Origin of the sequence: Streptomyces sp. NBC_00104, assembly GCF_045160825.1 — a bacterium.
Taxonomy (GTDB): Bacteria; Actinomycetota; Actinomycetes; order Streptomycetales; family Streptomycetaceae; genus Streptomyces.
In genome coordinates this window covers 2,899,381-2,924,835 of sequence record NZ_CP108215.1, presented here as the reverse complement: position 1 = coordinate 2,924,835, position 25,455 = coordinate 2,899,381, and the positions used below count along the sequence as shown (strand labels likewise).

The 25,455-nt window shown below is 70.5% G+C and carries 20 protein-coding genes; 18 read left to right on the top strand and 2 right to left on the bottom strand.

Going from position 1 to position 25,455, the window contains the following annotated elements; all coding sequences use genetic code 11:
- Positions 1–55: 55 nt before the first annotated feature.
- The 13 genes from OG272_RS12640 to OG272_RS12580 all read left to right on the top strand — a co-directional run bounded on the left by OG272_RS12640 (position 56) and on the right by OG272_RS12580 (position 14,494).
- Positions 56–1,723: a UDP-N-acetylmuramoyl-L-alanyl-D-glutamate--2,6-diaminopimelate ligase gene (locus OG272_RS12640; RefSeq protein ID WP_327730159.1), complete on the top strand. Its 1,668-nt coding sequence runs from the start codon at positions 56–58 to the stop codon at positions 1,721–1,723.
- Between the two features lie 4 nt (positions 1,724–1,727).
- Positions 1,728–3,158, top strand: a complete 1,431-nt coding sequence (gene murF, locus OG272_RS12635) for a UDP-N-acetylmuramoyl-tripeptide--D-alanyl-D-alanine ligase (RefSeq protein ID WP_327730160.1) — start codon at positions 1,728–1,730, stop codon at positions 3,156–3,158.
- On the top strand, positions 3,155–4,228 hold the full coding sequence (mraY, locus tag OG272_RS12630) for a phospho-N-acetylmuramoyl-pentapeptide-transferase (RefSeq protein ID WP_327730161.1): 1,074 nt from the start codon (positions 3,155–3,157) through the stop codon (positions 4,226–4,228). Before murF ends, mraY begins: the two co-directional genes overlap by 4 nt.
- Positions 4,210–5,637, top strand: coding sequence for a UDP-N-acetylmuramoyl-L-alanine--D-glutamate ligase (murD, locus tag OG272_RS12625; protein WP_327730162.1), 1,428 nt, complete (start codon positions 4,210–4,212; stop codon positions 5,635–5,637). Before mraY ends, murD begins: the two co-directional genes overlap by 19 nt.
- An 88-nt stretch (positions 5,638–5,725) precedes the next feature.
- Positions 5,726–7,075, top strand: coding sequence for a putative lipid II flippase FtsW (ftsW, locus tag OG272_RS12620; RefSeq protein WP_405893300.1), 1,350 nt, complete (start codon positions 5,726–5,728; stop codon positions 7,073–7,075).
- A 6-nt stretch (positions 7,076–7,081) separates the two neighbouring features.
- Entirely contained in the window at positions 7,082–8,179 is a 1,098-nt protein-coding gene (murG, locus tag OG272_RS12615) for an undecaprenyldiphospho-muramoylpentapeptide beta-N-acetylglucosaminyltransferase (RefSeq protein WP_326583444.1), read from the top strand.
- A gap of 143 nt (positions 8,180–8,322) precedes the next feature.
- Entirely contained in the window at positions 8,323–9,120 is a 798-nt protein-coding gene (locus tag OG272_RS12610) for an FtsQ-type POTRA domain-containing protein (RefSeq protein WP_328222800.1), read from the top strand.
- Between the two features lie 279 nt (positions 9,121–9,399).
- A complete protein-coding gene (ftsZ, locus tag OG272_RS12605; protein WP_326583446.1) occupies positions 9,400–10,590 on the top strand; it encodes a cell division protein FtsZ in 1,191 nt (396 codons plus the stop codon).
- On the top strand, positions 10,587–11,315 hold the full coding sequence (pgeF, locus tag OG272_RS12600) for a peptidoglycan editing factor PgeF (RefSeq protein WP_327730165.1): 729 nt from the start codon (positions 10,587–10,589) through the stop codon (positions 11,313–11,315). The genes ftsZ and pgeF overlap by 4 nt, the downstream gene beginning before the upstream one ends.
- A 5-nt stretch (positions 11,316–11,320) precedes the next feature.
- On the top strand, positions 11,321–12,040 hold the full coding sequence (locus OG272_RS12595) for a YggS family pyridoxal phosphate-dependent enzyme (RefSeq protein WP_326583448.1): 720 nt from the start codon (positions 11,321–11,323) through the stop codon (positions 12,038–12,040).
- A gap of 128 nt (positions 12,041–12,168) precedes the next feature.
- On the top strand, positions 12,169–12,810 hold the full coding sequence (locus tag OG272_RS12590) for a cell division protein SepF (RefSeq protein ID WP_326583449.1): 642 nt from the start codon (positions 12,169–12,171) through the stop codon (positions 12,808–12,810).
- Between the two features lie 63 nt (positions 12,811–12,873).
- Entirely contained in the window at positions 12,874–13,170 is a 297-nt protein-coding gene (locus OG272_RS12585) for a YggT family protein (RefSeq protein ID WP_326583450.1), read from the top strand.
- A gap of 46 nt (positions 13,171–13,216) precedes the next feature.
- The gene (locus OG272_RS12580; protein ID WP_327730166.1) at positions 13,217–14,494 is read left to right on the top strand and encodes a DivIVA domain-containing protein; all 1,278 of its coding nucleotides are present in this window, start codon (positions 13,217–13,219) and stop codon (positions 14,492–14,494) included.
- 517 nt (positions 14,495–15,011) lie between these two features.
- On the opposite strand, the gene ileS is transcribed toward OG272_RS12580, so the two are convergent.
- Positions 15,012–18,155 carry an isoleucine--tRNA ligase gene (gene ileS / locus OG272_RS12575; RefSeq protein WP_405893295.1) on the bottom strand — a complete coding sequence of 1,048 codons (3,144 nt, stop codon included), beginning with the start codon at positions 18,153–18,155 and terminating at the stop codon, positions 15,012–15,014.
- A 662-nt stretch (positions 18,156–18,817) separates the two neighbouring features.
- Between ileS and OG272_RS12570 the strand changes: the two genes are divergently transcribed.
- The 5 genes from OG272_RS12570 (at position 18,818) to OG272_RS12550 (ending at position 23,699) form a co-directional block, all read left to right on the top strand.
- Positions 18,818–19,744, top strand: coding sequence for a TraR/DksA family transcriptional regulator (locus tag OG272_RS12570; protein ID WP_327730168.1), 927 nt, complete (start codon positions 18,818–18,820; stop codon positions 19,742–19,744).
- Between the two features lie 81 nt (positions 19,745–19,825).
- Positions 19,826–20,437 carry a signal peptidase II gene (gene lspA / locus OG272_RS12565; protein WP_326583454.1) on the top strand — a complete coding sequence of 204 codons (612 nt, stop codon included), beginning with the start codon at positions 19,826–19,828 and terminating at the stop codon, positions 20,435–20,437.
- Between the two features lie 82 nt (positions 20,438–20,519).
- A complete protein-coding gene (locus OG272_RS12560; RefSeq protein WP_327730169.1) occupies positions 20,520–21,464 on the top strand; it encodes an RluA family pseudouridine synthase in 945 nt (314 codons plus the stop codon).
- Complete coding sequence (locus OG272_RS12555; RefSeq protein ID WP_326583456.1) at positions 21,461–21,937, top strand: GNAT family N-acetyltransferase; 477 nt, start codon at positions 21,461–21,463, stop codon at positions 21,935–21,937. The genes OG272_RS12560 and OG272_RS12555 overlap by 4 nt, the downstream gene beginning before the upstream one ends.
- Before the next feature lie 175 nt (positions 21,938–22,112).
- A complete protein-coding gene (locus OG272_RS12550) occupies positions 22,113–23,699 on the top strand; it encodes a Na+/H+ antiporter (protein WP_326583457.1) in 1,587 nt (528 codons plus the stop codon).
- 629 nt (positions 23,700–24,328) lie between these two features.
- Here OG272_RS12550 and OG272_RS12545 read toward each other — a convergent pair.
- The gene (locus OG272_RS12545; protein ID WP_326583458.1) at positions 24,329–25,453 is read right to left on the bottom strand and encodes a mechanosensitive ion channel domain-containing protein; all 1,125 of its coding nucleotides are present in this window, start codon (positions 25,451–25,453) and stop codon (positions 24,329–24,331) included.
- Between the last annotated feature and the right edge of the window lie 2 nt (positions 25,454–25,455).

Sequence of the window (25,455 nt, the reverse complement as noted above, 5' to 3'; positions counted from 1 at the left end):
CCTGACCACATCCTGATCCACCCGCCGATCAGCGCAACCAGCCAGGAACCGACTCGTGACCATGATCACTCCCGACCCCGGGAACCACGCACCCCAGTCCCGCTCGCACAAACCCTCGCTTCGCTCCGGCGGGGGTGTGCCCGGTACGCTCACCGCCGTGCCACACGCTGATCAGTCCCAAACCACCCAGAAGGGGCATCCCGTGACGTATCCGGGACTGCCCAGGCCGACGCTGCTCTCCGCCGTACCCCTCGCGGAGCTCGCCGAACAGCTGGGTGTCACCGCGCCGGAAGTCGCCGCCGAGGTCGCGGGCATCACCCACGACTCGCGTGCCGTCCGCCCCGGTGACCTGTACGCCGCTCTCCCGGGCGCACGCCTGCACGGCGCCGACTTCGTCACGCAGGCCGCCGGCCTCGGCGCGGTCGCCGTGCTGACCGACGCGACCGGCGCCGAACGCGCCGCCGCGACGGGCCTGCCCGTCCTGGTCGTCGAGGACCCCCGCGCGCGCATGGGCGAGCTCGCGGCCACGATCTACCGCCACCCCGGCCGTGACCTGCTCCAGATCGGCATCACCGGCACCTCCGGCAAGACCACCACGGCCTATCTGATCGAAGGCGGCCTGGAGGTCACCCGACCCACCGGCCTCATCGGCACGGTGGAGATCCGCATCGGCGACGAGCGCATCAAGTCCGAGCGCACCACGCCCGAAGCCACCGATCTGCAGGCCCTGTTCGCGGTCATGCGCGAAGGCGGTGTCGAGGCCGTCGCCATGGAGGTCTCCAGCCACGCCCTCGTCCTCGGCCGCGTCGACGGCTGTGTGTTCGACGTCGCCGTGTTCAACAACCTGAGCCCGGAACACATGGAGTTCCACTCCGGCATGGAGGACTACTTCCAGGCGAAGGCACAGCTGTTCACGCCGAAACGCAGCAGGCTCGGCGTGGTCAACCTCGACGACGAGTACGGCCGCCGGCTCACCGAGGAGGCCACGGTCCCGGTCGTCACCTTCTCCGCCGAAGGCCACCCCGACGCCGACTGGCGTGCCGAGGACGTGCGGGTCGGACCCATGGACTCGACGTTCACCGCGATCGGGCCCAAGGGCGAGCGCGTCACCGCCAGGTCGCCGCTCGCGGGCCCCTTCAACGTCGCCAACACGCTCGCCGCGATCGTCGCGCTGGCCGTCGCGGGCCTCGACCCGCAGACCGCCGCCGACGGCATCGCCGCCGTACCGGGCGTGCCGGGCCGGCTGGAGCGGGTGGACGCCGGGCAGCCGTATCTCGCGGTCGTCGACTACGCCCACAAGACGGACGCCGTCGAGTCGGTCCTCAAGGCGCTGCGCAAGGTCACCGAGGGCAGCCTGCACGTCGTCCTCGGCTGCGGCGGCGACCGGGACCGGACCAAACGCGGGCCGATGGGCGCCGCCATGGCCCGGCTCTCCGACACCGCCGTACTGACCTCCGACAACCCCCGCTCCGAGGACCCCCTCGCGATCCTCGCGGCCATGCTCGAAGGCGCGGCGTCCGTGCCGGCGCACGAGCGTGGCGAGGTCGTCCTCTTCGAGGAGCGGTCCGCCGCCATCGCCGCGGCCGTGGCCCGTGCGCGGCCGGGCGACACCGTGCTGGTCGCGGGCAAGGGACACGAGCAGGGCCAGGACATCGCCGGCGTGGTTCGTCCCTTCGACGACCGCCAGGTGCTTCGCGAAGCTATCCAGCAGACCCAGGGATGAACTTGTGATCGCCCTCTCTCTCGCCGAGATCGCAGAAGTCGTCGGCGGGCAGACGCACGACATACCGGATCCGTCGGTGCTGGTCACCGGACCCGTCGTCCGGGACTCCCGTGACGTGGAGCCCGGCAGCCTCTTCGTCGCCTTCGCGGGCGAGCGCGTGGACGGACACGACTTCGCGGCCGCGGTCGTCGAGGCGGGCGCGGCAGCGGTGCTGGCGTCCCGTCCCGTCGGCGTGCCCGCGATCGTCGTGACCGACGTCCAGGCGGCGCTCGGCGCCCTCGCCCGGCACGTCGTCCGCAAGCTCGGCACGACCCTCGTCGCCCTCACCGGCTCCGCCGGCAAGACCAGCACCAAGGACCTGATCGCCCAGGTGCTGCGGCGCAAGGCACCGACGGTGTTCACGCCCGGCTCCCTCAACAACGAGATCGGGCTGCCCCTCACCGCGCTCAGCGCCACCGAGGAGACCCGTTTCCTGGTCCTGGAGATGGGCGCCCGGGGCATCGGACACATCAAGTACCTCACCGACCTGACCCCGCCGAAGGTCGGCCTCGTGCTGAACGTCGGCACCGCCCACATCGGCGAGTTCGGCGGCCGCGAGCAGATCGCGCAGGCCAAGGGCGAGCTGGTGGAGGCACTGCCCCCGGCGAGTGAGGGCGGCGCCGCGATCCTCAACGCCGACGACCCCCTCGTCCGGGCCATGGCATCCCGTACGAAGGCCCGGGTGATCCTCTTCGGAGAGTCCGGCGAAGCGGACGTACGCGCCGAGAACGTGACGCTCACGGACGCGGGACAGCCCGCGTTCAGGCTTCACACACCCTCCGGTGCAAGCGATGTGACCATGCGCCTGTACGGTGAGCACCACGTGTCGAACGCGCTCGCCGCGGCCGCCGTCGCCCATGAGCTGGGCATGTCCGCAGACGAGATCGCCACCGCGCTCTCCGAGGCGGGCTCCCTCTCCCGCTGGCGCATGGAGGTCACCGAGCGCCCGGACGGCGTGACGGTCGTCAACGACGCCTACAACGCGAACCCCGAGTCCATGCGAGCCGCTCTGCGCGCGCTCGCGGCGATGGGCAAGGCCGCACAGGCACAAGGGGGTCGTACGTGGGCGGTGCTCGGCAAGATGGCCGAGCTCGGGGACGAAGCGCTCGCCGAGCACGACGCGGTCGGACGGCTCGCCGTCCGGCTCAATGTCGGCAAGCTCGTCGCGGTCGGGGGCAGGGAAGCGTCCTGGCTGCAACTGGGCGCATATAACGAGGGTTCGTGGGGTGAGGAGTCGGTGCACGTGTCCGACGCACAGGCGGCGATCGACCTGTTGCGCAGTCAGTTGCGCCCGGGGGACGTCGTACTCGTGAAGGCGTCCCGGTCGGTCGGGCTCGAGAGCGTGGCGCAGGCGCTGCTCGACAGCGGCAACGAGGGTGAGGTCGCCGCCCGATGATGAATCAGATCCTGTTCGCAGGAGTCATTGGTCTGTTCCTGACCCTGGTCGGCACTCCGCTGCTGATCAAGCTGCTGGCCCGCAAGGGCTACGGCCAGTACATCCGCGACGACGGCCCGCGCGAGCACGCCAGCAAGCGCGGTACGCCGACCATGGGTGGTATCGCCTTCATCCTGGCGACGATCGTCGCGTACTTCCTGGCCAAGGTGATCTCGGGCCAGCCGCCGACCTTCTCCGGTCTGCTGGTGCTCGGCCTGATGGCGGGCATGGGCCTGGTCGGCTTCCTCGACGACTACATCAAGATCGTCAAGCGCCGTTCGCTCGGTCTGCGGGCCAAGGCGAAGATGGCCGGCCAGCTGATCGTCGGCATCGGCTTCGCGGTCCTCGCGCTGCAGTTCCCGGACGCCCGTGACCAGACGCCGGCCTCCACCAAGATCTCCTTCGTCCAGGACTTCGGCTGGACCATCGGCCCGGTGCTGTTCGTCATCTGGGCGCTGTTCATGATCCTCGCGATGTCGAACGGCGTGAACCTGACCGACGGTCTGGACGGCCTCGCCACCGGCGCCTCCGTGCTCGTCTTCGGCGCGTACACGTTCATCGGCGTCTGGCAGTTCCAGGAGTCCTGCGCCAACACGCTGACCCTGACCAACCCGTCCGCCTGCTACGAGGTACGAGATCCACTCGACCTGGCGATCGTGGCCTCCGCGCTGATGGGCGCCTGTCTCGGCTTCCTGTGGTGGAACACCTCCCCGGCCAAGATCTTCATGGGCGACACCGGTTCGCTGGCCCTCGGCGGCGCGCTCGCGGGTCTCGCGATCTGCTCCCGCACCGAGCTGCTGCTCGCGCTCCTCGGCGGTCTGTTCGTCCTCATCACGATGTCGGTCGTCATCCAGGTCGGCTCGTTCAAGCTCACCGGCAAGCGCGTCTTCCGCATGGCCCCGCTCCAGCACCACTTCGAGCTCAAGGGCTGGTCCGAGGTCCTTGTCGTGGTCCGCTTCTGGATCATCCAGGGCATCTGCGTGATCGTCGGACTGGGCCTCTTCTACGCGGGATGGGCGGCCGACAAGTGACCGACTGGCAGGGCAAGCACGTCACGGTCGCCGGGCTCGGCGTATCCGGCATCCCGGCGGCCAAGGTCCTGCACGGCCTCGGCGCGGCCGTCACCGTCGTCAACGACGGCGACGACGAGCGCGCCCGGGCCCAGGCCGCCGACCTGGAGGCGCTCGGCATCACCGTGCGCCTCGGTGACGGCGCGACCCTGCCGGAGGGCACCGAGCTCGTCGTCACCACCCCCGGCTGGAAGCCGGACAAGCCGCTGTTCGCCGCGGCCCGTGAGGCCGGTCTGGAGATCTGGGGAGACGTCGAACTCGCCTGGCGCCTGCGCGGCCCCGAAGCCGCACCCTGGCTTGCCGTCACGGGCACCAACGGCAAGACCACGACCGTCCAGATGCTCGCCTCGATCCTGGCGGCGGCAGGCTTGCGCACGGCCGCCGTCGGCAACATCGGGGTCTCACTCCTGGACGTCGTCCTGGGCGACGAGCCGTACGACGTGCTGGCCGTGGAGCTGTCCAGCTACCAGCTGCACTGGGCGCCCTCCCTGCGCGCCCACTCCGCCGCCGTTCTCAACCTCGCCCCCGACCACCTCGACTGGCACGGCTCGATGGAGGCGTACGCCGCCGACAAGGGCCGCATCTACGAGGGCAACCGTGTCGCCTGCGTCTACAACGTCGCCGACAAGGCCACCGAGGACCTGGTGCGCGAGGCGGACGTCGAAGAGGGATGCCGGGCCGTCGGGTTCACCCTCGGCACGCCCGGCCCGTCCCAACTCGGCGTCGTGGACGGCATCCTGGTCGACCGTGCCTTCGTCGAGAACCGGCAGAAGAACGCGCAGGAACTCGCCGAGGTCTCGGACGTGAATCCGCCGGCCCCGCACAACATCGCCAACGCCCTCGCGGCGGCGGCCCTCGCACGCGCCTTCGGGGTGCCCGCCACGGCCGTACGGGACGGGCTGCGGGCCTTCACCCCGGACGCGCACCGCATCGCGCACGTGGCCGACGTGGACGGCGTCGCGTACATCGACGACTCCAAGGCCACCAACACGCATGCGGCGCAGGCCTCGTTGGCGGCGTACGAGTCGATCGTGTGGATCGCGGGCGGCCTCGCCAAGGGCGCGACCTTCGACGAGCTCGTCGCCGGTGCGGCCGGGCGGCTGCGGGGGGTCGTGCTGATCGGCGCGGATCGCGCGCTGATCCGGGAAGCGCTCGCGCGACACGCGCCCCAAGTGCCGGTCGTCGACCTCGACCGGACCGACACTGGGGCGATGCTCGCCGCTGTCCGCGAGGCGCGGACGCTGGCTCGGGCGGGCGACACGGTGCTGCTGGCACCGGCCTGTGCGTCGATGGACATGTTCGTCAACTACAACAAGCGCGGGGACGCGTTCGCGGCGGCTGTGCGCGAACTCTCCTCCGCGGACGGCTGACCCGGCCCGGCTTCGCCTGGCGGCGCCGGGTGAAACTGGGAGGGACGCGTGACACGGATGTGGTCGGTCGGCGGCGAAGGTGCCTCCGATGCCGAGTAGCCGTACGAGCCGTGCGCCTCTCCAGCGCGTCACCCGGCGGCCGCCCGTCTCCCGGCCGCCGCGCGAGAACCCCGTGCGGCGGCTCCGGACCAGGGCGCGCAAGGCCTGGGACCGGCCGCTGACCGCGTACTACCTCATCCTCGGCGGCAGTCTGCTGATCACCGTGCTGGGGCTGGTGATGGTCTACTCGGCCTCACAGATCACGGCACTGCAGAAGTCGCTGCCGGGCACCTTCTTCTTCCGCAAGCAGTTCCTCGCGGCCGCGATCGGCACCGTGCTGCTGCTCGTGGCCTCGCGGATGCCGGTGAAGCTGCACCGGGCGCTGGCGTATCCGATCCTGGCCGGCTGTGTGTTTCTGATGGCCCTGGTTCAGGTGCCCGGAATAGGGCAGTCGATCAACGGCAACCAGAACTGGATCGCCGTCGGAGGCTCCTTCCAGATCCAGCCCAGCGAGTTCGGCAAGCTGGCGCTCGTGCTGTGGGGCGCGGATCTCCTGGCCCGTAAGGAGGACAAGCGGCTGCTGACACAGTGGAAGCACATGCTGGTGCCGCTCGTTCCGGTGGCCTTCATGCTGCTCGGGCTGATCATGCTCGGCGGCGACATGGGCACCGCGATCATTCTCACGGCGATCCTGTTCGGCCTGCTGTGGCTGGCCGGGGCGCCGACGCGTCTGTTCGTGGGCGTGCTGTCCATCGCCGGGCTCCTCGGGTTCATCCTGATCAGGACCAGCGCGAACCGTATGGCCCGCCTGGCCTGCATCGGAGCCACCGAGCCCCGTACGGACGGCGCCGACTGCTGGCAGGCCGTGCACGGCATCTACGCCCTGGCCTCGGGCGGAATCTTCGGCTCCGGGCTCGGTGCGAGTGTGGAAAAATGGGGCCAACTCCCGGAAGCGCACACCGACTTCATCTTCGCCATCACCGGTGAGGAACTGGGCCTCGCGGGGACGCTGTCGGTGCTCGCCCTCTTCGCGGCTCTAGGCTATGCGGGTATCCGCGTGGCCGGACGTACGGAGGACCCCTTCGTCAGGTATGCCGCGGGAGGCGTGACCACCTGGATCACCGCGCAAGCGGTGATCAACATCGGTGCGGTGCTCGGTCTGCTGCCGATCGCCGGAGTCCCGCTCCCGCTGTTCTCCTACGGAGGTTCCGCCCTGCTGCCGACCATGTTCGCCATCGGGTTGCTGATCGCGTTCGCGCGCGACGAACCCGCAGCGCGGGCGGCGCTTGCCATGCGGCAACCCCGCTTTGGTAGAAAGCGTGGCGGCGGCCCTTCGGGGCCCGGGAGATGGAACACGATGCGACGGCGTGCCTCGGCACGTTCGTCCGGAGAGCGGTGAATTTCGGTGCATGTCGTACTCGCCGGTGGCGGAACCGCCGGTCACATCGAGCCCGCGCTCGCCCTCGCGGACGCCCTGCGCAGGCAGGACCCGACCGTGGGCATCACGGCCCTGGGCACGGAGCGCGGCCTCGAGACCCGCCTCGTCCCCGAGCGCGGCTACGAACTCGCGCTGATCCCCGCCGTGCCCCTGCCGCGGAAGCCCACCCCCGAGCTGATCACCGTGCCCGGTCGGCTGCGCGGCACGATCAAGGCGACCGAGCAGATCCTGGAGCGCACCAAGGCCGACTGTGTCGTCGGCTTCGGCGGCTATGTCGCCCTGCCCGGCTACCTGGCCGCCAAGCGCCTCGGCGTGCCGATCGTCGTCCACGAGGCCAACGCCCGCCCCGGCCTCGCCAACAAGATCGGCTCCCGGTACGCCGCCCAGGTCGCGGTCTCCACCCCGGACAGCAAGCTCCGCGACTCCCGCTACATCGGGATCCCGCTGCGCCGAGCGATCGCCACCCTCGACCGGGCCGCCGCCCGCCCCGAGGCACGCGCGCTGTTCGGCCTCGACCCGAACCTGCCGACCCTGCTGGTCTCCGGCGGCTCCCAGGGCGCCCGCCGCCTCAACGAGGTCGTCCAGCAGGTCGCGCCCTACCTCCAGCAGGCCGGGATCCAGATCCTGCACGCGGTCGGCCCGAAGAACGAACTGCCGCAGGTGCACCAGATGCCGGGAATGCCCCCGTACATCCCGGTACCGTACGTGGACCGGATGGACCTCGCGTACGCCGCGGCCGACATGATGCTCTGCCGCGCGGGCGCGATGACCGTCGCCGAACTCTCCGCCGTAGGGCTCCCGGCCGCCTATGTCCCGCTGCCCATCGGCAACGGCGAACAGCGGCTGAACGCCCAGCCGGTGGTCAAGGCCGGCGGCGGCCTGCTGGTCGACGACGCGGAACTGACGCCCCAGTGGGTGCAGCAGAATGTCCTGCCCGTCCTCGCCGACCCGCACCGGCTGTACGAGATGTCCCGCGCCGCGAGCGAGTTCGGCCGCCGGGATGCCGACGACCTGCTCGTCGGGATGGTGTACGAGGCGATCGCCGCCAAGCGCGGACACCGCTAGGGAACGGATCGGCGAGTGAGCCGAAGGGGCGTGTGGGTGTCGAGCGGCCGAGCGCGCGGAGGCCCGAAGGGCTGAGCGCGGTCGGGTGCTCGACACCGGCCGGAGCGCCCCGGAGGTGAACCGAGCCAGGAGAGGGAGTACGCGTGGCCGGACCGATCACCGCCGAACGTGGCGCAGACGAGGATCTGGACTCCGGCCCGCCGTCACGGCGGCGGCTCCCCGGCCCCCGGGCGCTGATCGCCGCCGCGGTCGCCCTGGTACTGATCGGCGGCGCCTCGGTCTGGGTCCTGTACGGCTCCTCGTGGCTGCGGGCCGAGCAGGTGTCCGTGTCGGGCACCCGTGTGCTGACCGAGGCCCAGGTGCGCGACGCCGCCGACGTGCCGCTCGGCGATCCGCTGATCTCCGTCGACCTCGGCGGGATCGAGTCGCGCCTGCTCCGGAATCTGCCCCGAATTGACTCGGTTGAGGCCATCCGTTCCTGGCCCCATGGAATCGGGCTGAAAGTGAGCGAACGTACTCCGGTTCTGATTGTCGAAGCGGCCGGAAATGCGGGCAAGTACGTCGAAGTGGACGCGAAAGGGGTGCGTTTCGCCACGGTTTCGCGTGCCCCGGAAGGCGTTCCCGTACTGGAATTGACGGTACCCCGGTCGGGTTCGTCCGCCGCCAGTCTGCGGCGATTCGGCGAGGACCGGCTGGTACGGGAGGCCGTGCTGGTCGCCGGTGCCCTTCCGGCCGCGATCGCGCACGAGACCCTGGTCGTCAAGGTCCGTTCCTATGACGCCATCTCGCTGGAGTTGAGCGGAGACCGTACGGTCGCGTGGGGGAGTGCGGAGAAGGGGCGTGCGAAGGCCCGAGCGCTCACCGCCCTGATGAAAGCAGCCCCGGACGCGGGGCACTTCGACGTGAGCGTCCCCACCGCGCCCGCGTCATCAGGGAGTTGACGCACATCCGCGCAGGCCAGCACCCTGGTTGGGCACCGCTATGGCTGATCACATAGGGTGAAAAGAAAAACGGGAGGTTCGGCGTGTTCGTTGAACGTGCGCCACTTGTCGACTTAGTGTCCTGTTCGGAAGAGTCCAAGGAACAGTCACACTGGTAACCCTAAACTTCAGCGTTAGGGTTCGGGTCGGCGTTCGGACCGTCCCACTTCGGCATCAGTCGTCGCGTCGCGGGTACCTCGCGAAGCGGCGACACGTAACTCGAGGCGAGAGGCCTTCGACGTGGCAGCACCGCAGAACTACCTCGCAGTCATCAAAGTCATCGGTGTCGGCGGCGGTGGTGTCAATGCCATCAACCGGATGATCGAGGTCGGTCTCAAGGGCGTCGAGTTCATCGCCATCAACACCGACGCGCAAGCTCTGTTGATGAGCGACGCCGACGTCAAGCTCGACGTCGGCCGGGAACTCACCCGCGGACTCGGCGCCGGCGCCAACCCGGCCGTCGGCCGGAAGGCCGCCGAGGACCACCGCGAGGAGATCGAGGAGGTCCTCAAGGGGGCCGACATGGTCTTCGTGACGGCCGGCGAGGGCGGCGGCACCGGCACCGGCGGCGCGCCCGTCGTGGCCAACATCGCCCGCTCCCTCGGCGCCCTCACCATCGGCGTCGTCACCCGCCCCTTCACCTTCGAGGGCCGCCGCCGCGCCAACCAGGCCGAGGACGGCATCGCCGAGCTCCGGGAAGAGGTCGACACCCTCATCGTCATCCCGAACGACCGGCTGCTCTCCATCTCGGACCGCCAGGTCTCCGTCCTGGACGCGTTCAAGTCGGCCGACCAGGTCCTGCTCTCCGGTGTCCAGGGCATCACCGACCTCATCACCACGCCCGGTCTGATCAACCTCGACTTCGCCGACGTCAAGTCGGTCATGTCCGAGGCCGGTTCGGCCCTCATGGGCATCGGCTCGGCCCGCGGCGACGACCGCGCGGTGGCCGCCGCCGAGATGGCGATCTCCTCGCCGCTGCTGGAGGCGTCCATCGACGGCGCCCGGGGCGTGCTGCTCTCCATCTCCGGTGGCTCCGACCTCGGCCTGTTCGAGATCAACGAGGCCGCCCAGCTGGTCAGCGAGGCCGCCCACCCCGAGGCCAACATCATCTTCGGCGCGGTCATCGACGACGCGCTCGGCGACGAGGTCCGGGTCACCGTGATCGCCGCCGGGTTCGACGGCGGCCAGCCCCCGGCCAAGCGGGACAACATCCTCGGCTCGGCCGCGGCCAAGCGCGAGGAGCCGGCACCGGCGCGGCCCGTGGAGAGCCGTCCGTCCTTCGGTTCGCTCGGCAGCGTCAAGCCGAAGGAAGAGCCGGCGCCCGCCCCGGAGCCGGTGAACGAGGTCCCGGTCGCCCCGCCGGTCCCGCCGTCCCGGTCCTACTCGGACAGTGCGGCGGAGGAGCTGGACGTGCCGGACTTCCTGAAGTGATAGGACGGCGCGAGAACGTGAGCGGCGCGCACTTCGCCTTCACCGACAGGTGGGGCGGGGTGAGCGCCGCTCCGTATGAGGAGCTCAATCTCGGCGGGGCGGTCGGGGACGACGCCGGCGCCGTGACGACCAACCGGGAGCTGGCGGCCAAGTCGCTGGGCCTGGAGCCGGACCGGGTCGTCTGGATGAACCAGGTGCACGGCGCGGACGTGGCCGTGGTCGACGGACCGTGGGGCGCGGACGACATCCCGCCCGTCGACGCGATCGTCACCACCCGGCGCGGTCTCGCGCTCGCCGTCCTCACCGCCGACTGTGTCCCCGTCCTGCTGACCGACCCCGTAGCCGGGGTCGCGGCCGCCGCCCACGCGGGTCGGCCCGGCATGATCGCCGGAGTCGTCCCCGCCGCCGTACGGGCCATGACCGGACTCGGCGCCGACCCCGCCCGGATCGTCGCCCGCACCGGACCCGCCGTCTGCGGCCGGTGTTACGAAGTGCCCGAAGCGATGCGCGCCGAGGTGGCCACCGTCGAGCCGGCAGCGTACGCCGAGACCAGTTGGGGCACGCCCTCGGTCGATGTGTGCGCCGGAGTGCACGCACAGCTGGAGGGCCTCGGGGTGCACGACCGGGAGCAGTCGCCGGTGTGCACGCTGGAGTCGCGCGACCACTTCTCCTACCGTCGCGACCGCGCCACAGGGCGACTCGCGGGATATGTCTGGCTGGACTGATGGGCATGACGGACCGTAAGGCGCAACTCGCCGGAAACCTGGCGAAGGTGGAGGGTCGCATCGCGGCCGCGTGCGCGGCCGCGGGCCGCAAGCGTGACGAGGTGACCCTGATCGTGGTCACCAAGACCTACCCCGCGAGCGATGTGCGGATCCTGTCGGAACTCGGTGTGCGTCATGTCGCCGAGAACAAGGATCAGGACGCGGGACCCAAGGCTGCCGAATGTTCGGATCTGTCCCTTGTGTGGCACTTCGTGGGGCAATTGCAGACCAATAAGGTCCGTTCTGTGGTGCGTTATGCGGATCTCGTGCAGTCCGTCGATCGTTCCAGGCTTGTCACGGCTTTGTCGAAAGAGGCCGTTCGGGTCGGGCGTGAGGTGGGATGTCTCATCCAGGTCGCGCTCGACGCCGATGAGGGCGGCCGGGGGGAGCGGGGAGGTGTCGGCCCGGGCGGAATCGAAGAGTTGGCCGACCTCCTGGCGCGGTCGCCGGGGGTGCGGGTCGATGGTCTGATGACCGTCGCGCCGCTCACCGGGGAGTACGCCGGACGTCAACGGGCCGCGTTCGAGCGGTTGATGGATTTGTCGACCGACCTGCGCCGCGCCCATCCGGCTGCGAACATGGTCTCCGCGGGGATGAGTGCGGACCTCGAGGATGCGGTGGCGGCCGGAGCGACACATGTGCGCGTCGGCACTGCGGTACTCGGAGTCCGTCCCAGGCTCGGGTAACGTCGCCAAGAAGTCGGACCACAGCAGAAAATATGGTCATTCCGTCGAGAGGCGGGCGCAACGACCTCGTGGATCGCGGGCACTTGGAAGTCGTCAGTCGATCCACCACAGAGCGGAGGACTCAGAGAATGGCCGGCGCGATGCGCAAGATGGCGGTCTACCTCGGCCTCGTGGAGGACGATGGGTACGACGGCAGGGGATTCGACCCCGATGACGACTTCGAGCCCGAGCTCGACCCGGAGCCCGAGCGGGACCACCGCCGGCATGAGCCGGTGCATCAGGCGCACCAGTCACATCAGTCCCAAAGGGACGAATCGGTACGAGTGGTACAGCCCCCGGTGCAACGTGAACCGGTGTCGCACGCCACTTCGCTCCCCGCGGAATCGGTGCGACCCGCCCGGATCGCACCCGTGGCGTCCATCACACAAGAACGTTCGAGTCTGGAGAAGAACGCACCGGTGATCATGCCCAAGGTCGTGTCCGAGCGAGAGCCTTACCGGATCACCACGTTGCACCCGCGGACCTACAACGAGGCCCGTACCATCGGGGAACACTTCCGTGAGGGCACCCCGGTGATCATGAATCTGACTGAGATGGACGACACAGATGCGAAGCGACTTGTCGACTTTGCGGCCGGTTTGGTGTTTGGTCTTCACGGCAGCATCGAGCGGGTGACGCAGAAGGTGTTCCTGTTGTCGCCTGCTAACGTCGATGTCACGGCGGAGGACAAGGCCCGTATCGCAGAGGGCGGGTTCTTCAACCAGAGCTGAGACGCACCATCGGAACCAGCAGTACAGGGCAACACGGAAATTGGGGAGAGGGAAACACCGGACATGAGCGTGGTCTTGACGATCCTCTACATCGCGCTGACGGTGTTCTTCATCGTGCTGATCTTCCGGTTGGTCATGGACTACGTCTTCCAGTTCGCCCGCTCATGGCAACCCGGCAAGGCGATGGTGGTCGTTCTGGAGGCCACCTACACTGTCACTGATCCACCGCTCAAGCTTCTGCGGCGGTTCATTCCGCCGCTGCGTCTCGGGGGCGTGGCACTCGACCTGTCCTTCTTCGTGCTGATGATCATCGTTTTTATCCTGCGCACGGTAGTAGCCAGCGGGATGGGAGCGGTGTGAGAGATGCGGTCTTGCCGAATGCCGACGACTACGTTGAGGTGAAGAGATGCCGTTGACCCCCGAGGACGTGCGGAACAAGCAGTTCACGACCGTCCGCCTCCGAGAAGGCTATGACGAGGACGAGGTCGATGCCTTCCTCGATGAGGTCGAAGCCGAACTGACGCGCCTGCTCCGCGAGAACGAGGACCTGCGCGCCAAGCTGGCCGCGGCCACGCGCGCTGCTGCCCAGAACCAGCAGAACATGCGCAAGCCCCCGGAGCCTCAGGACCAGCAGCAGGGCGGCATGCAGCAGGGCGGCATGCAGCAAGGTGGCATGCAGCAGGGCGGCATGCAGCAGGGCGGCATGCAGCAGGGCGGCATGCAGCAGCAGGGTATGCGCGGTCCCGGTGGACCCGTACCCGCTGGGATATCGGGCCCGCCGCAGCAGATGGGGGGCCCCATGGGTGGCCCGCCCCAGCTGCCGAGCGGTGCTCCGCAGCTGCCCGCCGGCCCCGGTGGCCAGGGTGGGCAGCAGGGTCCCGGCCCGATGGGTCAGGGACCGATGGGCCAGGGCCCGATGGGTCAGGGCCAGATGCAGCAGCAGATGGGCCAGGGCCAGATGGGTCAGGGGCCCATGGGCGGCCAGCCCATGCAGCAGATGGGTGGCCCGATGGGCGGCCCCATGGGTGGTCCGATGGGCGGCCCCGGCCAGGGCCCCGGCGGCGACAGCGCCGCGCGTGTGCTCTCGCTGGCCCAGCAGACCGCCGACCAGGCGATCGCCGAGGCCCGTTCCGAAGCCAACAAGATCGTCGGTGAGGCCCGTAGCCGTGCCGAGGGTCTGGAGCGGGACGCCCGTGCCAAGGCCGACGCGCTGGAGCGGGACGCACAGGAGAAGCACCGCGTCGCGATGGGCTCCCTGGAGTCCGCCCGCGCCACGCTGGAGCGCAAGGTCGAGGATCTGCGTGGCTTCGAGCGCGAGTACCGCACGCGTCTGAAGTCCTACCTGGAGTCGCAGCTGCGTCAGCTGGAGACCCAGGCGGACGACTCGCTGGCTCCGCCGCGCACCCCGGCGACCGCGTCGCTGCCGCCGTCCCCGGCGCCCTCCATGGCTCCGGCCGGCGCGAGCGCCCCGTCGTACGGCGGCAACCCGGGCGGCATGGGCGGCGGTATGGGTGGAGGCATGGGCGGTGGCCCTGCTCCGGCCGCGCCCTCCTACGGCGGTCAGCAGCAGATGTCGCCGGCCATGACCCAGCCGATGGCTCCGGTCCGGCCGCAGGGTCCCTCCCCGATGGGGCAGGCTCCCTCGCCGATGCGCGGGTTCCTCATCGACGAGGACGACAACTGACGATTACTGGTACGCCGTAGGCGTCGGCAGCGTTCAGGGCGGGGCCCCGGATTTTCCATCCGGGGCCCCGCCCTTTGCCGTGCGCGGACGGGGCTTGTGGGGTGCTTGTTCGGGGATGGGCGCTGATGTGTGGCGTACGCAACGCCGAAGGCCTGGGGCGCCGAATCTTTTCGGTGCCCCAGGCCTTCCGGGTGCCCGGCGGGTGTGGCCGGGCGGGGGTGCGAGGCGCTTGCCGGCGCTCATCGGGTGCCGCTGCGCCCACCCGTGCCGCCCCTGGCGCACGACTGCCCGAAGCCAGGGCGGCTGGGCAGCCGGGGTGGCTGAGGCGCTATGGGGCCCGCGCCCAGTCAGAGGCGCGGGCCCCAGTCAGAGGCGCGGGCCCCAGTCAGAGGCGCGGGCCCCATCAGAGGCGCGGGCCCCATCAGAGGCGCGGGCCCCATCAGAGGCGCGGGGAACCGCGCGATCAGCCATGTACCGTCCGCGGTTTCTGGACGGCCTTTCTCGGCAGAGGCGGCGGTTATGCCTTACGCAGCCGGAAAGCCAGGGCCAGGCCTTCGTCGGTGAAGGGTGTGCCGTAGGTGTCGTCGGCCTCGCCGGAGGCGAAGTCCGTGGCCAGGACCTCGTCCGCGATCAGGGCCGCGTGCTCGGTCAGGGCCGCGGCCACCGCCGGGTCCGTGGCCGTCCAGCGGAGGGCGATGCGGTCGGCGACGTCGAGGCCGCTGTTCTTGCGGGCCTCCTGGATCAGGCGGATCGCGTCACGGGCCAGTCCCGCCTGACGCAGCTCCTCCGTGATCTCCAGGTCCAGTGCCACCGTCGCGCCCGAGTCGGAGGCCACCGACCAGCCCTCGCGCGGGGTCTCCGTGATGATGACCTCGTCGGGGGCGAGGGTGATGGTCTCGCCGTCGACCTCGACCGAGGCCGTGCCCGCGCGCAGGGCGAGGGACAGGGCGGCCGCGTCGGCGCCCGCCACGGCCTTGGCGACGTCCTGGACGCGCTTGCCGAATCGCTTGCCCAAGGCGCGGAAATTGGCCTTGGCGGTGGTGTCCACCAGCGAGCCGCCGACCTCGGAGAGCGAGGCGAGCGAGCTGACGTTCAGCTCCTCCGTGATCTGTGCGTGCAGTGCGGGGTCGAGGGAGTCGAAGCCCGTGGCGGCCACCAGGGCGCGCGAGAGGGGCTGGCGGGTCTTGACGCCCGACTCCGCGCGCGTGGCGCGGCCCAGCTCCACCAGGCGGCGGACGAGGACCATCTGCTTCGACAGCTCGGGGTCGATCGCGGAGAGGTCGGCCTCCGGCCAGGCGGCCAGGTGCACCGACTCGGGGGCACCCGGGGAGACCGGCACGACCAGGTCCTGCCAGACCCGCTCGGTGATGAACGGGGTCAGCGGGGCCATCAGCTTCGTGACCGTCTCGACGACCTCGTGCAGGGTGCGCAGCGCGGCCTTGTCGCCCTGCCAGAAGCGACGGCGCGACCGGCGTACGTACCAGTTGGACAGGTCGTCGACGAACGCCGAGAGGAGCTTGCCGGCGCGCTGGGTGTCGTAGGCCTCCAGGGACTGGGTCACCTGGTCGGTGAGGGCGTGGAGCTCGGACAGCAGCCAGCGGTCCAGGACCGGGCGGTCGGCCGGGGCCGGGTCCGCCGCGCTGGGCGCCCAGTCGGACGTGCGGGCGTAGAGGGCCTGGAAGGCGACCGTGTTCCAGTACGTGAGGAGCGTCTTGCGGACGACCTCCTGGATGGTGCCGTGGCCCACGCGGCGGGCCGCCCACGGGGAGCCGCCGGCCGCCATGAACCAGCGGACGGCGTCGGCGCCGTGCTGGTCCATCAGCGGGATCGGCTCCAGGGTGTTGCCCAGGTGCTTGGACATCTTGCGGCCGTCCTCGGCGAGGATGTGGCCGAGGCACACGACGTTCTCGTAGGAGGACCTGTCGAAGACCAGGGTGCCGACGGCCATCAGCGTGTAGAACCAGCCGCGGGTCTGGTCGATGGCCTCGCTGATGAACTGCGCCGGGTAGCGGGACTCGAAGAGTTCCTTGTTCTTGTGCGGGTAGCCCCACTGCGCGAACGGCATCGAGCCCGAGTCGTACCAGGCGTCGATGACCTCCGGGACGCGCGTGGCGGTGCTGTCGCAGCCGTCCTGGGGGCAGGTGAAGGTGACCGCGTCGATGAACGGGCGGTGCGGGTCCAGCTGGGACTGGTCGGTGCCGGAGAGCCGCGTCAGCTCCTCGCGGGAGCCCACGCAGGTGAGGTGGCCCTCCTCGCAGCGCCAGATCGGCAGCGGGGTGCCCCAGTAGCGGCTGCGGGAGAGCGCCCAGTCGATGTTGTTGTTCAGCCAGTCGCCGAAGCGGCCGTGCTTCACCGAGTCCGGGAACCAGTTGGTCTTCTCGTTCTCCTGGAGGAGGCGGTCCTTGACGGCGGTGGTGCGGATGTACCAGGACGGCTGCGCGTAGTAGAGGAGCGCGGTGTGGCAGCGCCAGCAGTGGGGGTAGCTGTGCTCGTACGGGATGTGCTTGAAGAGCAGGCCGCGCTGCTGGAGGTCCTCGGTGAGCTGTTCGTCCGCCTTCTTGAAGAAGACGCCGCCGACGAGGGGGACGTCCTCCTCGAAGGTGCCGTCCGGGCGCACGGGGTTCACCACGGGCAGGCCGTACGCGCGGCAGACCCTGAGGTCGTCCTCACCGAAGGCGGGGGACTGGTGGACCAGACCCGTACCGTCCTCGGTCGTCACGTATTCGGCGTTCACCACGAAATGGGCGGGCGCGGGGAACTCCACGAGCTCGAACGGACGTTGATAGGTCCAGCGCTCCATTTCGGCGCCGGTGAAGGTCTGGCCGGTGGTCTCCCAGCCCTCGCCGAGCGCCTTGGCGACGAGCGGCTCGGCGACGACGAGCTTCTCCGTGCCGTCCGTGGCGACCACGTAGGTGACCTCGGGGTGGGCGGCGACCGCGGTGTTGGACACGAGCGTCCACGGCGTGGTCGTCCACACCAGGAGCGCGGCCTCACCGGCGAGCGGACCGGAGGTGAGCGGGAAACGGACGTACACCGAGGGGTCGACGACCGTCTCGTAGCCCTGCGCCAGCTCGTGGTCCGACAGGCCGGTGCCGCAGCGGGGGCACCAGGGGGCGACGCGGTGGTCCTGGACCAGCAGACCCTTGTCGAAGATCTCCTTGAGCGACCACCAGACGGACTCCACGTACTCGGGGTCCATGGTCCGGTAGGCGTCGTCGAGGTCGACCCAGTAGCCCATGCGGGTCGTCAGGTCGGTGAAGGCGTCGGTGTGCCGGGTCACGGAGTCGCGGCACTTGGCGTTGAATTCGGCGATGCCGTACGCCTCGATGTCCTTCTTGCCGTTGAAGCCGAGTTCCTTCTCGACGGCCAGCTCCACGGGGAGGCCGTGACAGTCCCAGCCGGCCTTGCGGGCCACGTGGTAGCCGCGCATCGTGCGGAAGCGGGGGAAGACGTCCTTGAAGACGCGCGCCTCGATGTGGTGGGCGCCCGGCATGCCGTTGGCGGTGGGCGGGCCCTCGTAGAACACCCACTCGGGGCGGCCCTCGGACTGCTCCAGGCTCTTGGCGAAGATCTTCTGCTCGCTCCAGAAGTCGAGCACCGCGTGCTCGAGCGCGGGCAGATCGACCTGGGCGGGCACCTGGCGGTACGTCGGCTCTGTCATGAGCGGGCTTCCTCCAACGGACTTGCTGCCTTCCGTCGGAGGGACGAGAGCTTCGATCCTTCGTACGCCGTGTGCGGCGCGCTCCCGCGGTACCACCCTCCTTGGCTCTCCTGTGCGCCGTACGCGCCGGTGAGCCCCCTCATTGGGGTCGCGATACCGGTTCTACTCGCCGCGCCTCACGGACTGCGGCTTTCTTCCGGCGGCTCCGGGGTGATCTTCACATCGCGCTCGCCCCCGGGCTTCCACCGTCCCCGGGTCGCTCTGGGCTGCGTACGACGCTACTCGTCCCCATCCACGCTTCTCGCTCCGCCCAGTGTACGGCGCCGCACGGACAGCGGCCGACCGCTTTTCCGGCGGCCGTGGAAGGGGCCGTGGAAGGGGCCGTGGAAGGGGCACGGCGGGGCTTCGGGCGGGGGCGTCGGCCGGGAGTGCGATGACCTGCGGGGTGACCCGAATGGAGCGGGTCGGGCGTCCGGATCCTGGGACGTGCGGGATGGCGGAATACCCGGCGGGGAGCTGGGCACAACGCTTGCAGGCTCGTCGCGCGACGGTCGCGAGACGGGTGGAATGGGTGGTCTGCCCCGTTGCCGCGGGACTCAGGTCGATTTATCGTCCCAGCACGATTCGCGTGCAAGATCACAATATGTGAAGGGGCCGCGGCCATGGTGGCGAAGAAGACCGCCGTACAGCAGTCGGCATCCGGCAGATCCACGGTGGCCTCCGGCGGCGGAGACGAGGGCCGGAAGGCCGCGGCGGTGAAGGCGGCCGGCCAGAAGAGGGTGGCGAAGAAGGCGGTGGCCAAGAAGGCCGCGACCGAGACGGCGGTCGTCAGGAAGACGGCCGTCGGGAAGACGGCCGTCAAGAAGACCGGGGCCAAGAAGGCGACGACAGCCGGGAAGACGACGACGGACGAGAAGGCGGTGGCGGAGGAGGCCGCGGCCGGGAGACGCGGTGCCGCGCGGGGCGGCGCCGGGAAGAGCGCTTCCGTGAAGAGCGCGGTCGGGAAGAGCACGACGCGGAGCACGGCGAAGAGCCCCTCCGCGAAGAAGAGCACGGTCAAGAAGGCGGGCGCGGCCGAGGCCGCCGAGACGACGGGAGCCACGACGGTGGTTGCGAAGAACACTCCTGGTACGGCTACGGCGGCGAAGAAGAAGCCCACCGCCGTCCCCAAGGCACGGCCCGCCGCGGTGGAGCCCGGCGAGCTCGCGGTACGTCCCGGAGAGGACCCCTGGAGCCCGGACGAGGTCGCCGAGGCCCGGACGGAGCTGCAGTCCGAGGCCATGCGCCTACGGGCCGAGCTGGAGGCTTCCGAGCGGTCGCTCACGGGCCTGATGCGGGACTCCGGGGACGGTGCGGGCGACGATCAGGCCGACACCGGGGCGAAGAACATCACGCGTGAGCACGAGCTGTCGCTCGCCCACAACGCGCGCGAGATGCTCGACCAGACCGAGCGCGCCCTGGACCGGCTCGCCTCGGGCACGTACGGGCTCTGCGAGAACTGCGGCAATCCGATCGGAAAGGCACGGATGCAGGCTTTCCCTCGGGCGACGCTCTGTGTGGAGTGCAAGCAGAAGCAGGAACGCCGCTAGCGATCTTCGCCTGAGCCCCTGGTCCGCGGAGGTCGTGTCGTACCTTTGTCCTCAGTCAGGAACCTAGGTTGAGGGACTCACGTGGCAGAGGCGGAGCGCATCATCGGTACGCCGGACATTCCAGACGCGGCGGGGGCCGACCCGGAGCAGTCCGACGGCGACAACGGTGCCGTGACGGCGCAGGCCGACGCGGCCGCGCAGCCGCGCGGCAAGCGCCGGATCGCCGTGCTGTTCGGGGTCGCCGCGCTGGCGTACGCGCTCGACCTGGTCAGCAAGATGATCGTGGTCGCGAAGCTGGAGCACCACGAGCCGATCGAGATCATCGGGGACTGGCTGAAGTTCGAGGCGATCCGCAACGCGGGCGCGGCCTTCGGCTTCGGCGAGGCCTTCACGATCATCTTCACGGTGATCGCGACGATCGTGATCGTGGTGATCGCCCGGCTCGCCCGCAAGCTCTACAGCCTGCCCTGGGCCATCGCGCTCGGCCTGCTGCTCGGCGGTGCGCTGGGCAACCTCACCGACCGGATCTTCCGGGCGCCGGGTGTCTTCGAGGGTGCGGTCGTCGACTTCATCGCGCCCAAGGGCTTCGCGGTGTTCAACCTCGCGGATTCGGCCATCGTGTGCGGCGGCATCCTGATCGTGCTGCTGTCGTTCCGGGGGCTCGACCCGGACGGGACCGTCCACAAGGGCTGAGGGCGCACGGCCGACGGTCGGGGCCGCGGGGTTTTCCACAGGGGCGGTCGGGCGTGTCGCGGCGGTCCGGCATACTCGTCGGGTGAGCACGATTCCCGAGATCCGCAACCTGCCCGTGCCCGACGGCCTGGAGGGCGAGCGTGTAGACGCCGCCATCTCCCGCATGTTCGGCTTCTCCCGTACCAAGGCGGCCGAGCTCGCCGCCGCGGGGAAGGTCACGGTCGACGGGTCGGTGGTCGGCAAGTCGGAGCGGGTGCACGGCGGGGCCTGGCTGGAGGTCGAAATGCCGCAGGCGCCCGCGCCGGTGCAGATCGTCGCCGAGCCGGTCGAGGGCATGGAGATCGTGCACGACGACGATGACGTGGTCGTGATCGGCAAGCCGGTCGGCGTGGCCGCGCACCCCAGCCCCGGCTGGTCCGGGCCGACCGTCATCGGCGGGCTCGCCGCCGCCGGCTACCGGATCTCGACGTCCGGCGCCGCCGAGCGCCAGGGCATCGTGCACCGGCTGGACGTGGGCACCTCGGGCCTCATGGTCGTCGCCAAGTCGGAGTACGCGTACACGTCCCTGAAGCGCCAGTTCAAGGAGCGGACCGTCGACAAGCGGTACCACGCGCTGGTCCAGGGCCACCCCGACCCCACGAGCGGCACCATCGACGCGCCCATCGGACGGCACCCCACCCACGACTACAAGTGGGCCGTCACCGCCGAGGGCAAGCCGTCGGTCACGCACTACGACCTGATCGAGGCGTTCCGGGCCGCCTCGCTGCTCGACATCAAGCTGGAGACCGGGCGCACCCACCAGATCCGCGTCCACATGTCCGCCCACCGGCACCCGTGCGTCGGCGATCTGACGTACGGCGCCGACCCGACGCTCGCCAAGCGGCTCGGCATCACCCGCCAGTGGCTGCACGCCATGCGGCTCGGCTTCGAGCACCCCGGGGACGGGAGCTGGGTCGAGTTCGAGAGCGAGTACCCCGCGGATCTGCAGAAGGCCCTCGACAAGGTGCGGGAGGAGACGTACGCGTGAGTCCCGGGCCGGTGTCCTATGCGGTGCGTGTCGCCGACGATCCCGGCGACCGTGAGGCGTGTTTCGCGGTGCGCAAGGAGGTCTTCGTCGTCGAGCAGGGGGTGCCGGAGGACCTGGAGTACGACGCGTACGACGCCGGGGCCGTGCATGTGCTCGCCGTACGGGACGACGGGGTGCCTCTCGGCGCCGGACGGCTGCTCCACGGGGCGGCCGCCGCCGGAAAGACCGGTGGGGCTCCCGGTGTGGGGTCCCTGGGACGGCTCGCGGTCGTGCGGGCGGCCCGGGGGCTGGGCGTCGGGGTCGCGCTGGTGCGGGCCGTCGAGGAGGCGGCGCGGGCGCGGGGACTGACCGCGGTGGACCTGGGGGCGCAGACGCATGCGCTGGGGTTCTACGAGCGGCTGGGGTATGTGGCGTACGGGGCGGAGTTCCTGGACGCGGGGATACCTCATCGGGCGATGCGGCGGAGTGTGTAGGGCGGGGAACGGGCCGGGGCCGGGGCCGGGCGTGTGACTGCCGCCGGACACCGCCGGGCGGCGCGGCCCTGGTTGCTCGCTGTCGCGGCGGACAGGGGGCACGGGTGTGGCGGGCGGGGCGTGGCAGGCTGGGGGCTGTTGAGGTGAGCGTCTAGGTCCGTCCGGAGTGCTGAGCGTGGATCAGTTGGCCCTGTTTTTCGTGTTGCTGGTCGGGGCCGTGGTCAGTGTGCCGGTGGGGGAGCGGCTCAAGCTGCCGGCGCCGGTGCTGATGACGTTGCTGGGGATCGCGCTCGCCGTGCCGGGGTTCGTGCCCAATGTGGAGATCCCGCCGGAGCTCATCCTGCCGCTGCTGTTGCCGCCGCTGCTGTACGCGGCGGTGCGGCGGACGTCCTGGCGGCAGTTCACGGCCAATCTGCGGCCGATCCTCCTGCTGGCCGTGGCGCTGGTGTTCGTGACCACCGCCGCGGTGGCCGCCGTGGCGAACGCGATCGTGCCCGGACTCCCCATCGCGGCGGCCGTGGCGCTCGGCGCGCTCGTCGCGCCGCCCGACCCCGTGGCGGCGACGGCCGTGGCGGGACAGCTCGGGCTGCCGCGCCGACTGGTGTCGATACTTGAGGGCGAGGGCCTCTTCAACGACGTCACGGCCATCGTGCTCTACCACGTGGCCATCGCCGCCGCCGTCAGCGGATCCTTCTCCTGGCCCCGCGCCGCGCTCCAGCTCGTGCTGTCGGCCGTCGTCGCCGTCGCGGTGGGGCTGGCGCTCGGCTGGGCCGCCAACAAGCTGATGGACTTCCTGGAGGACGCGACGCTGCAGATCGGGCTGACCCTGCTCGTGCCGTACGCGTCGTACGTGATGGCCGAGGAACTGCACGGGTCCGGGGTGCTCGCGGTGCTGACGACCGCGTTGTTCCTCGCGGAGTACGCGCTCGGTGCGGACGACGTCCTCACGCGGCTCGCCGGGCACACCGTCTGGGACGTCGTCGACACGCTGGTCACCGGTGTCGCCTTCGGGCTGATCGGGCTGGAGCTGCACAACGCGATCCGGACGGCGTCCGGGCGGTGGGGCGAGATGCTCGGCTGGGCGGCGGCGATCGTGGCCGTCGTCGTGCTCGTACGGCTGGTCTGGTTGCTGCCGGCCACGTGGCTCGCGCGGCGGCTGCACGCGAAGCGGGACTACGACGAGGAGATCCCGATGTCGTGGCGCGAGACCGTGGTGATGTGGTGGTCGGGGATGCGGGGGGTGGCGTCCGTGGCGCTGGCCCTGGCGATTCCGCTGGAGACGGACGGTGGGGGGCCGTTTCCCGACCGGGACGAGATCGTGTTCATCGCGTTCGGGGTGATCATGGCGACGCTGGTGCTTCAGGGGCTCACCCTGCCGTGGCTGGTGCGGCGGTTGGGGGTGCGGGCGGACGAAGGGATCGAGAAGGACTTCGAGAAGGCGTTGGCCGTGCGGGCGGCCAAGGCGGCGAAGCGGCGGCTCAAGGAGATCGAGGAGGTCGAGGAGCTGCCGGAGGAGATGTCCGAGCGGTTGCTGCGGCGGGCCTTCGAGATCGGGGTGCGGATCAGTCCGGAGGTGGGGGAGGAGGAGCGGCGCGAGGGGCATGAGCAGCGGGTGCGGCGGCTTCGCAAGTTGCGGCGGATCCAGGGGGAGATGTTGAGCGCGGCTCGGCATGAGGTGCTGGCCGCGCGGAGTGAGCCGGGGGCGGACCCCGAGGTGGTGGATCGGGTGTTGCGGCACCTGGATGTGCGCAGCCTTCGCTGAACGGGCCGACGCTCGCCCACCCGCGCGCCGCCCGTTGCCTCTTGGCGTAGGGGTGCGGGTCTTTTGTGGGGCTGATCGTCGGTGGCGGGTGTGGGGTGTTGGCCGCCCGCCCGGACGTCGGCCGTTGCTCCTGGGCGGAGATGCGCGTGTCTCCGGTGAGGGTTGATCGTCGTTGACGGCTGCGCGCGCGGGGGTTCGGGCCGTGCGGGGCACGGTGAATGGCGTGACGCCTGGACAGGCGGCGGGCACCGGGTGCTTCGGTGGTCCGGTCGAGAAGGCGCGGTGGCCCCGGCTCCTCGCGGGGACCTCGACGGGACGGGGCGGGACCGGGCGGTAGGTCGGCGGATGTCGCCGACCCGCCGCCGGAGTGGCTCGCGTCACCCGGCGCCGGAGTGGCTCGCGGCACCCGGCGTCGGACACGGCACCGCGCGGAGCGTGCGGGTCGCCGGGGGCGGAACGCGGCCACCACGGCTCTGCCGAGACCTGTGGCCTCGGTGGCCGCCGCAGTGCTGCCATCGGGAGTCGGTTCCGCCCTCCCGGCGGCTGCCGGAGGCCCGCGCGCGGCCCCGGGCACGAGCAGCGTGCCCGGGGCCGCGGGTGCGTCGGTCTACCCCCTGCCTACCCCCTGCCTACCCCCTGTCCGTCGACCTCGGCGGTTCGTGGACGCGGCTCCGCGCGGCGCGGGGGACCAGGCCGTCCGTGTGGGCGTGGGGGTGGGTCGGGGGAAGGATCGCGTCGGCGGTGTTGACGCGGGGGAGGGCGTACGGGTGGGTCTCGGTGAGCCAGTGGATCAGTTGTTCGCGCACGGTGACGCGGACGGTCCACAGGTCGTCCGGGTCCTTGGCGGTGACCAGGGCGCGGACCTCCATGGTGGAGGGGGTCGAGTCGGTGACGGTCAGGTCGTAGTGGCGGCCGTCCCAGGCGGGGCAGGAACGGAGGATGTCCCGGAGCCGGTCGCGCATCGCGGGCAGCGGCGCGGCATGGTCGACGTGGAGGAAGATCGTGCCGGTCATCTGGGCGCCGCCGCGGGACCAGTTCTCGAAGGGCTTCGAGGTGAAGTACGAAACCGGCATCGTGATGCGGCGCTCGTCCCACGTGCGGACCGTCAGGAAGGTGAGGGTGATCTCGTCGACCGTGCCCCACTCGCCCTCCACCACGACCACGTCACCGAGGCGGACCATGTCGCCGAAGGCGATCTGCAGCCCCGCGAAGAGGTTGCTCAGCGTGGATTGCGCGGCGATACCGGCGACGATGCCCAGGAGTCCGGCCGAGGCCAGCAGCGAGGTGCCGGCCGCGCGCATCGCCGGGAAGGTCAGCAGCATCGAGGCCACGGCCACCACACCGACGATCGCCGAGACGACCCGCATGATCAGCGTCACCTGGGTCCGCACCCGGCGCACCCGGGCCGGATCCCGATGGGCGCGGGCGTAACGGCTGTACGTCGTCTCCACGATCGCGCCCGCGATCCGGATCACCAGCCAGGCCGTCGCACCGATCAGCACCAGCGTCAGGGTGCGGCCGACGGCGGTCCGGTGCTGTTCGAGCAGTTGCGCCTCGTCGTAGGAGGCTCTGAGGAAGGCCGCGCACAGGACCAGCTGGTAGGGGATGCGGCCGCGGCGCAGCAGGCCCCACAGAGCTGTCTCGTGGTGCCGCTGGTCCGCCTTGCGCAGCAGCAGGTCGGTCGTCCAGCCGATGAGCAGCGTGAGGACGACCGAGCCACCGATGACGATCAATGGGCGGAGTAGATTCTCCATGC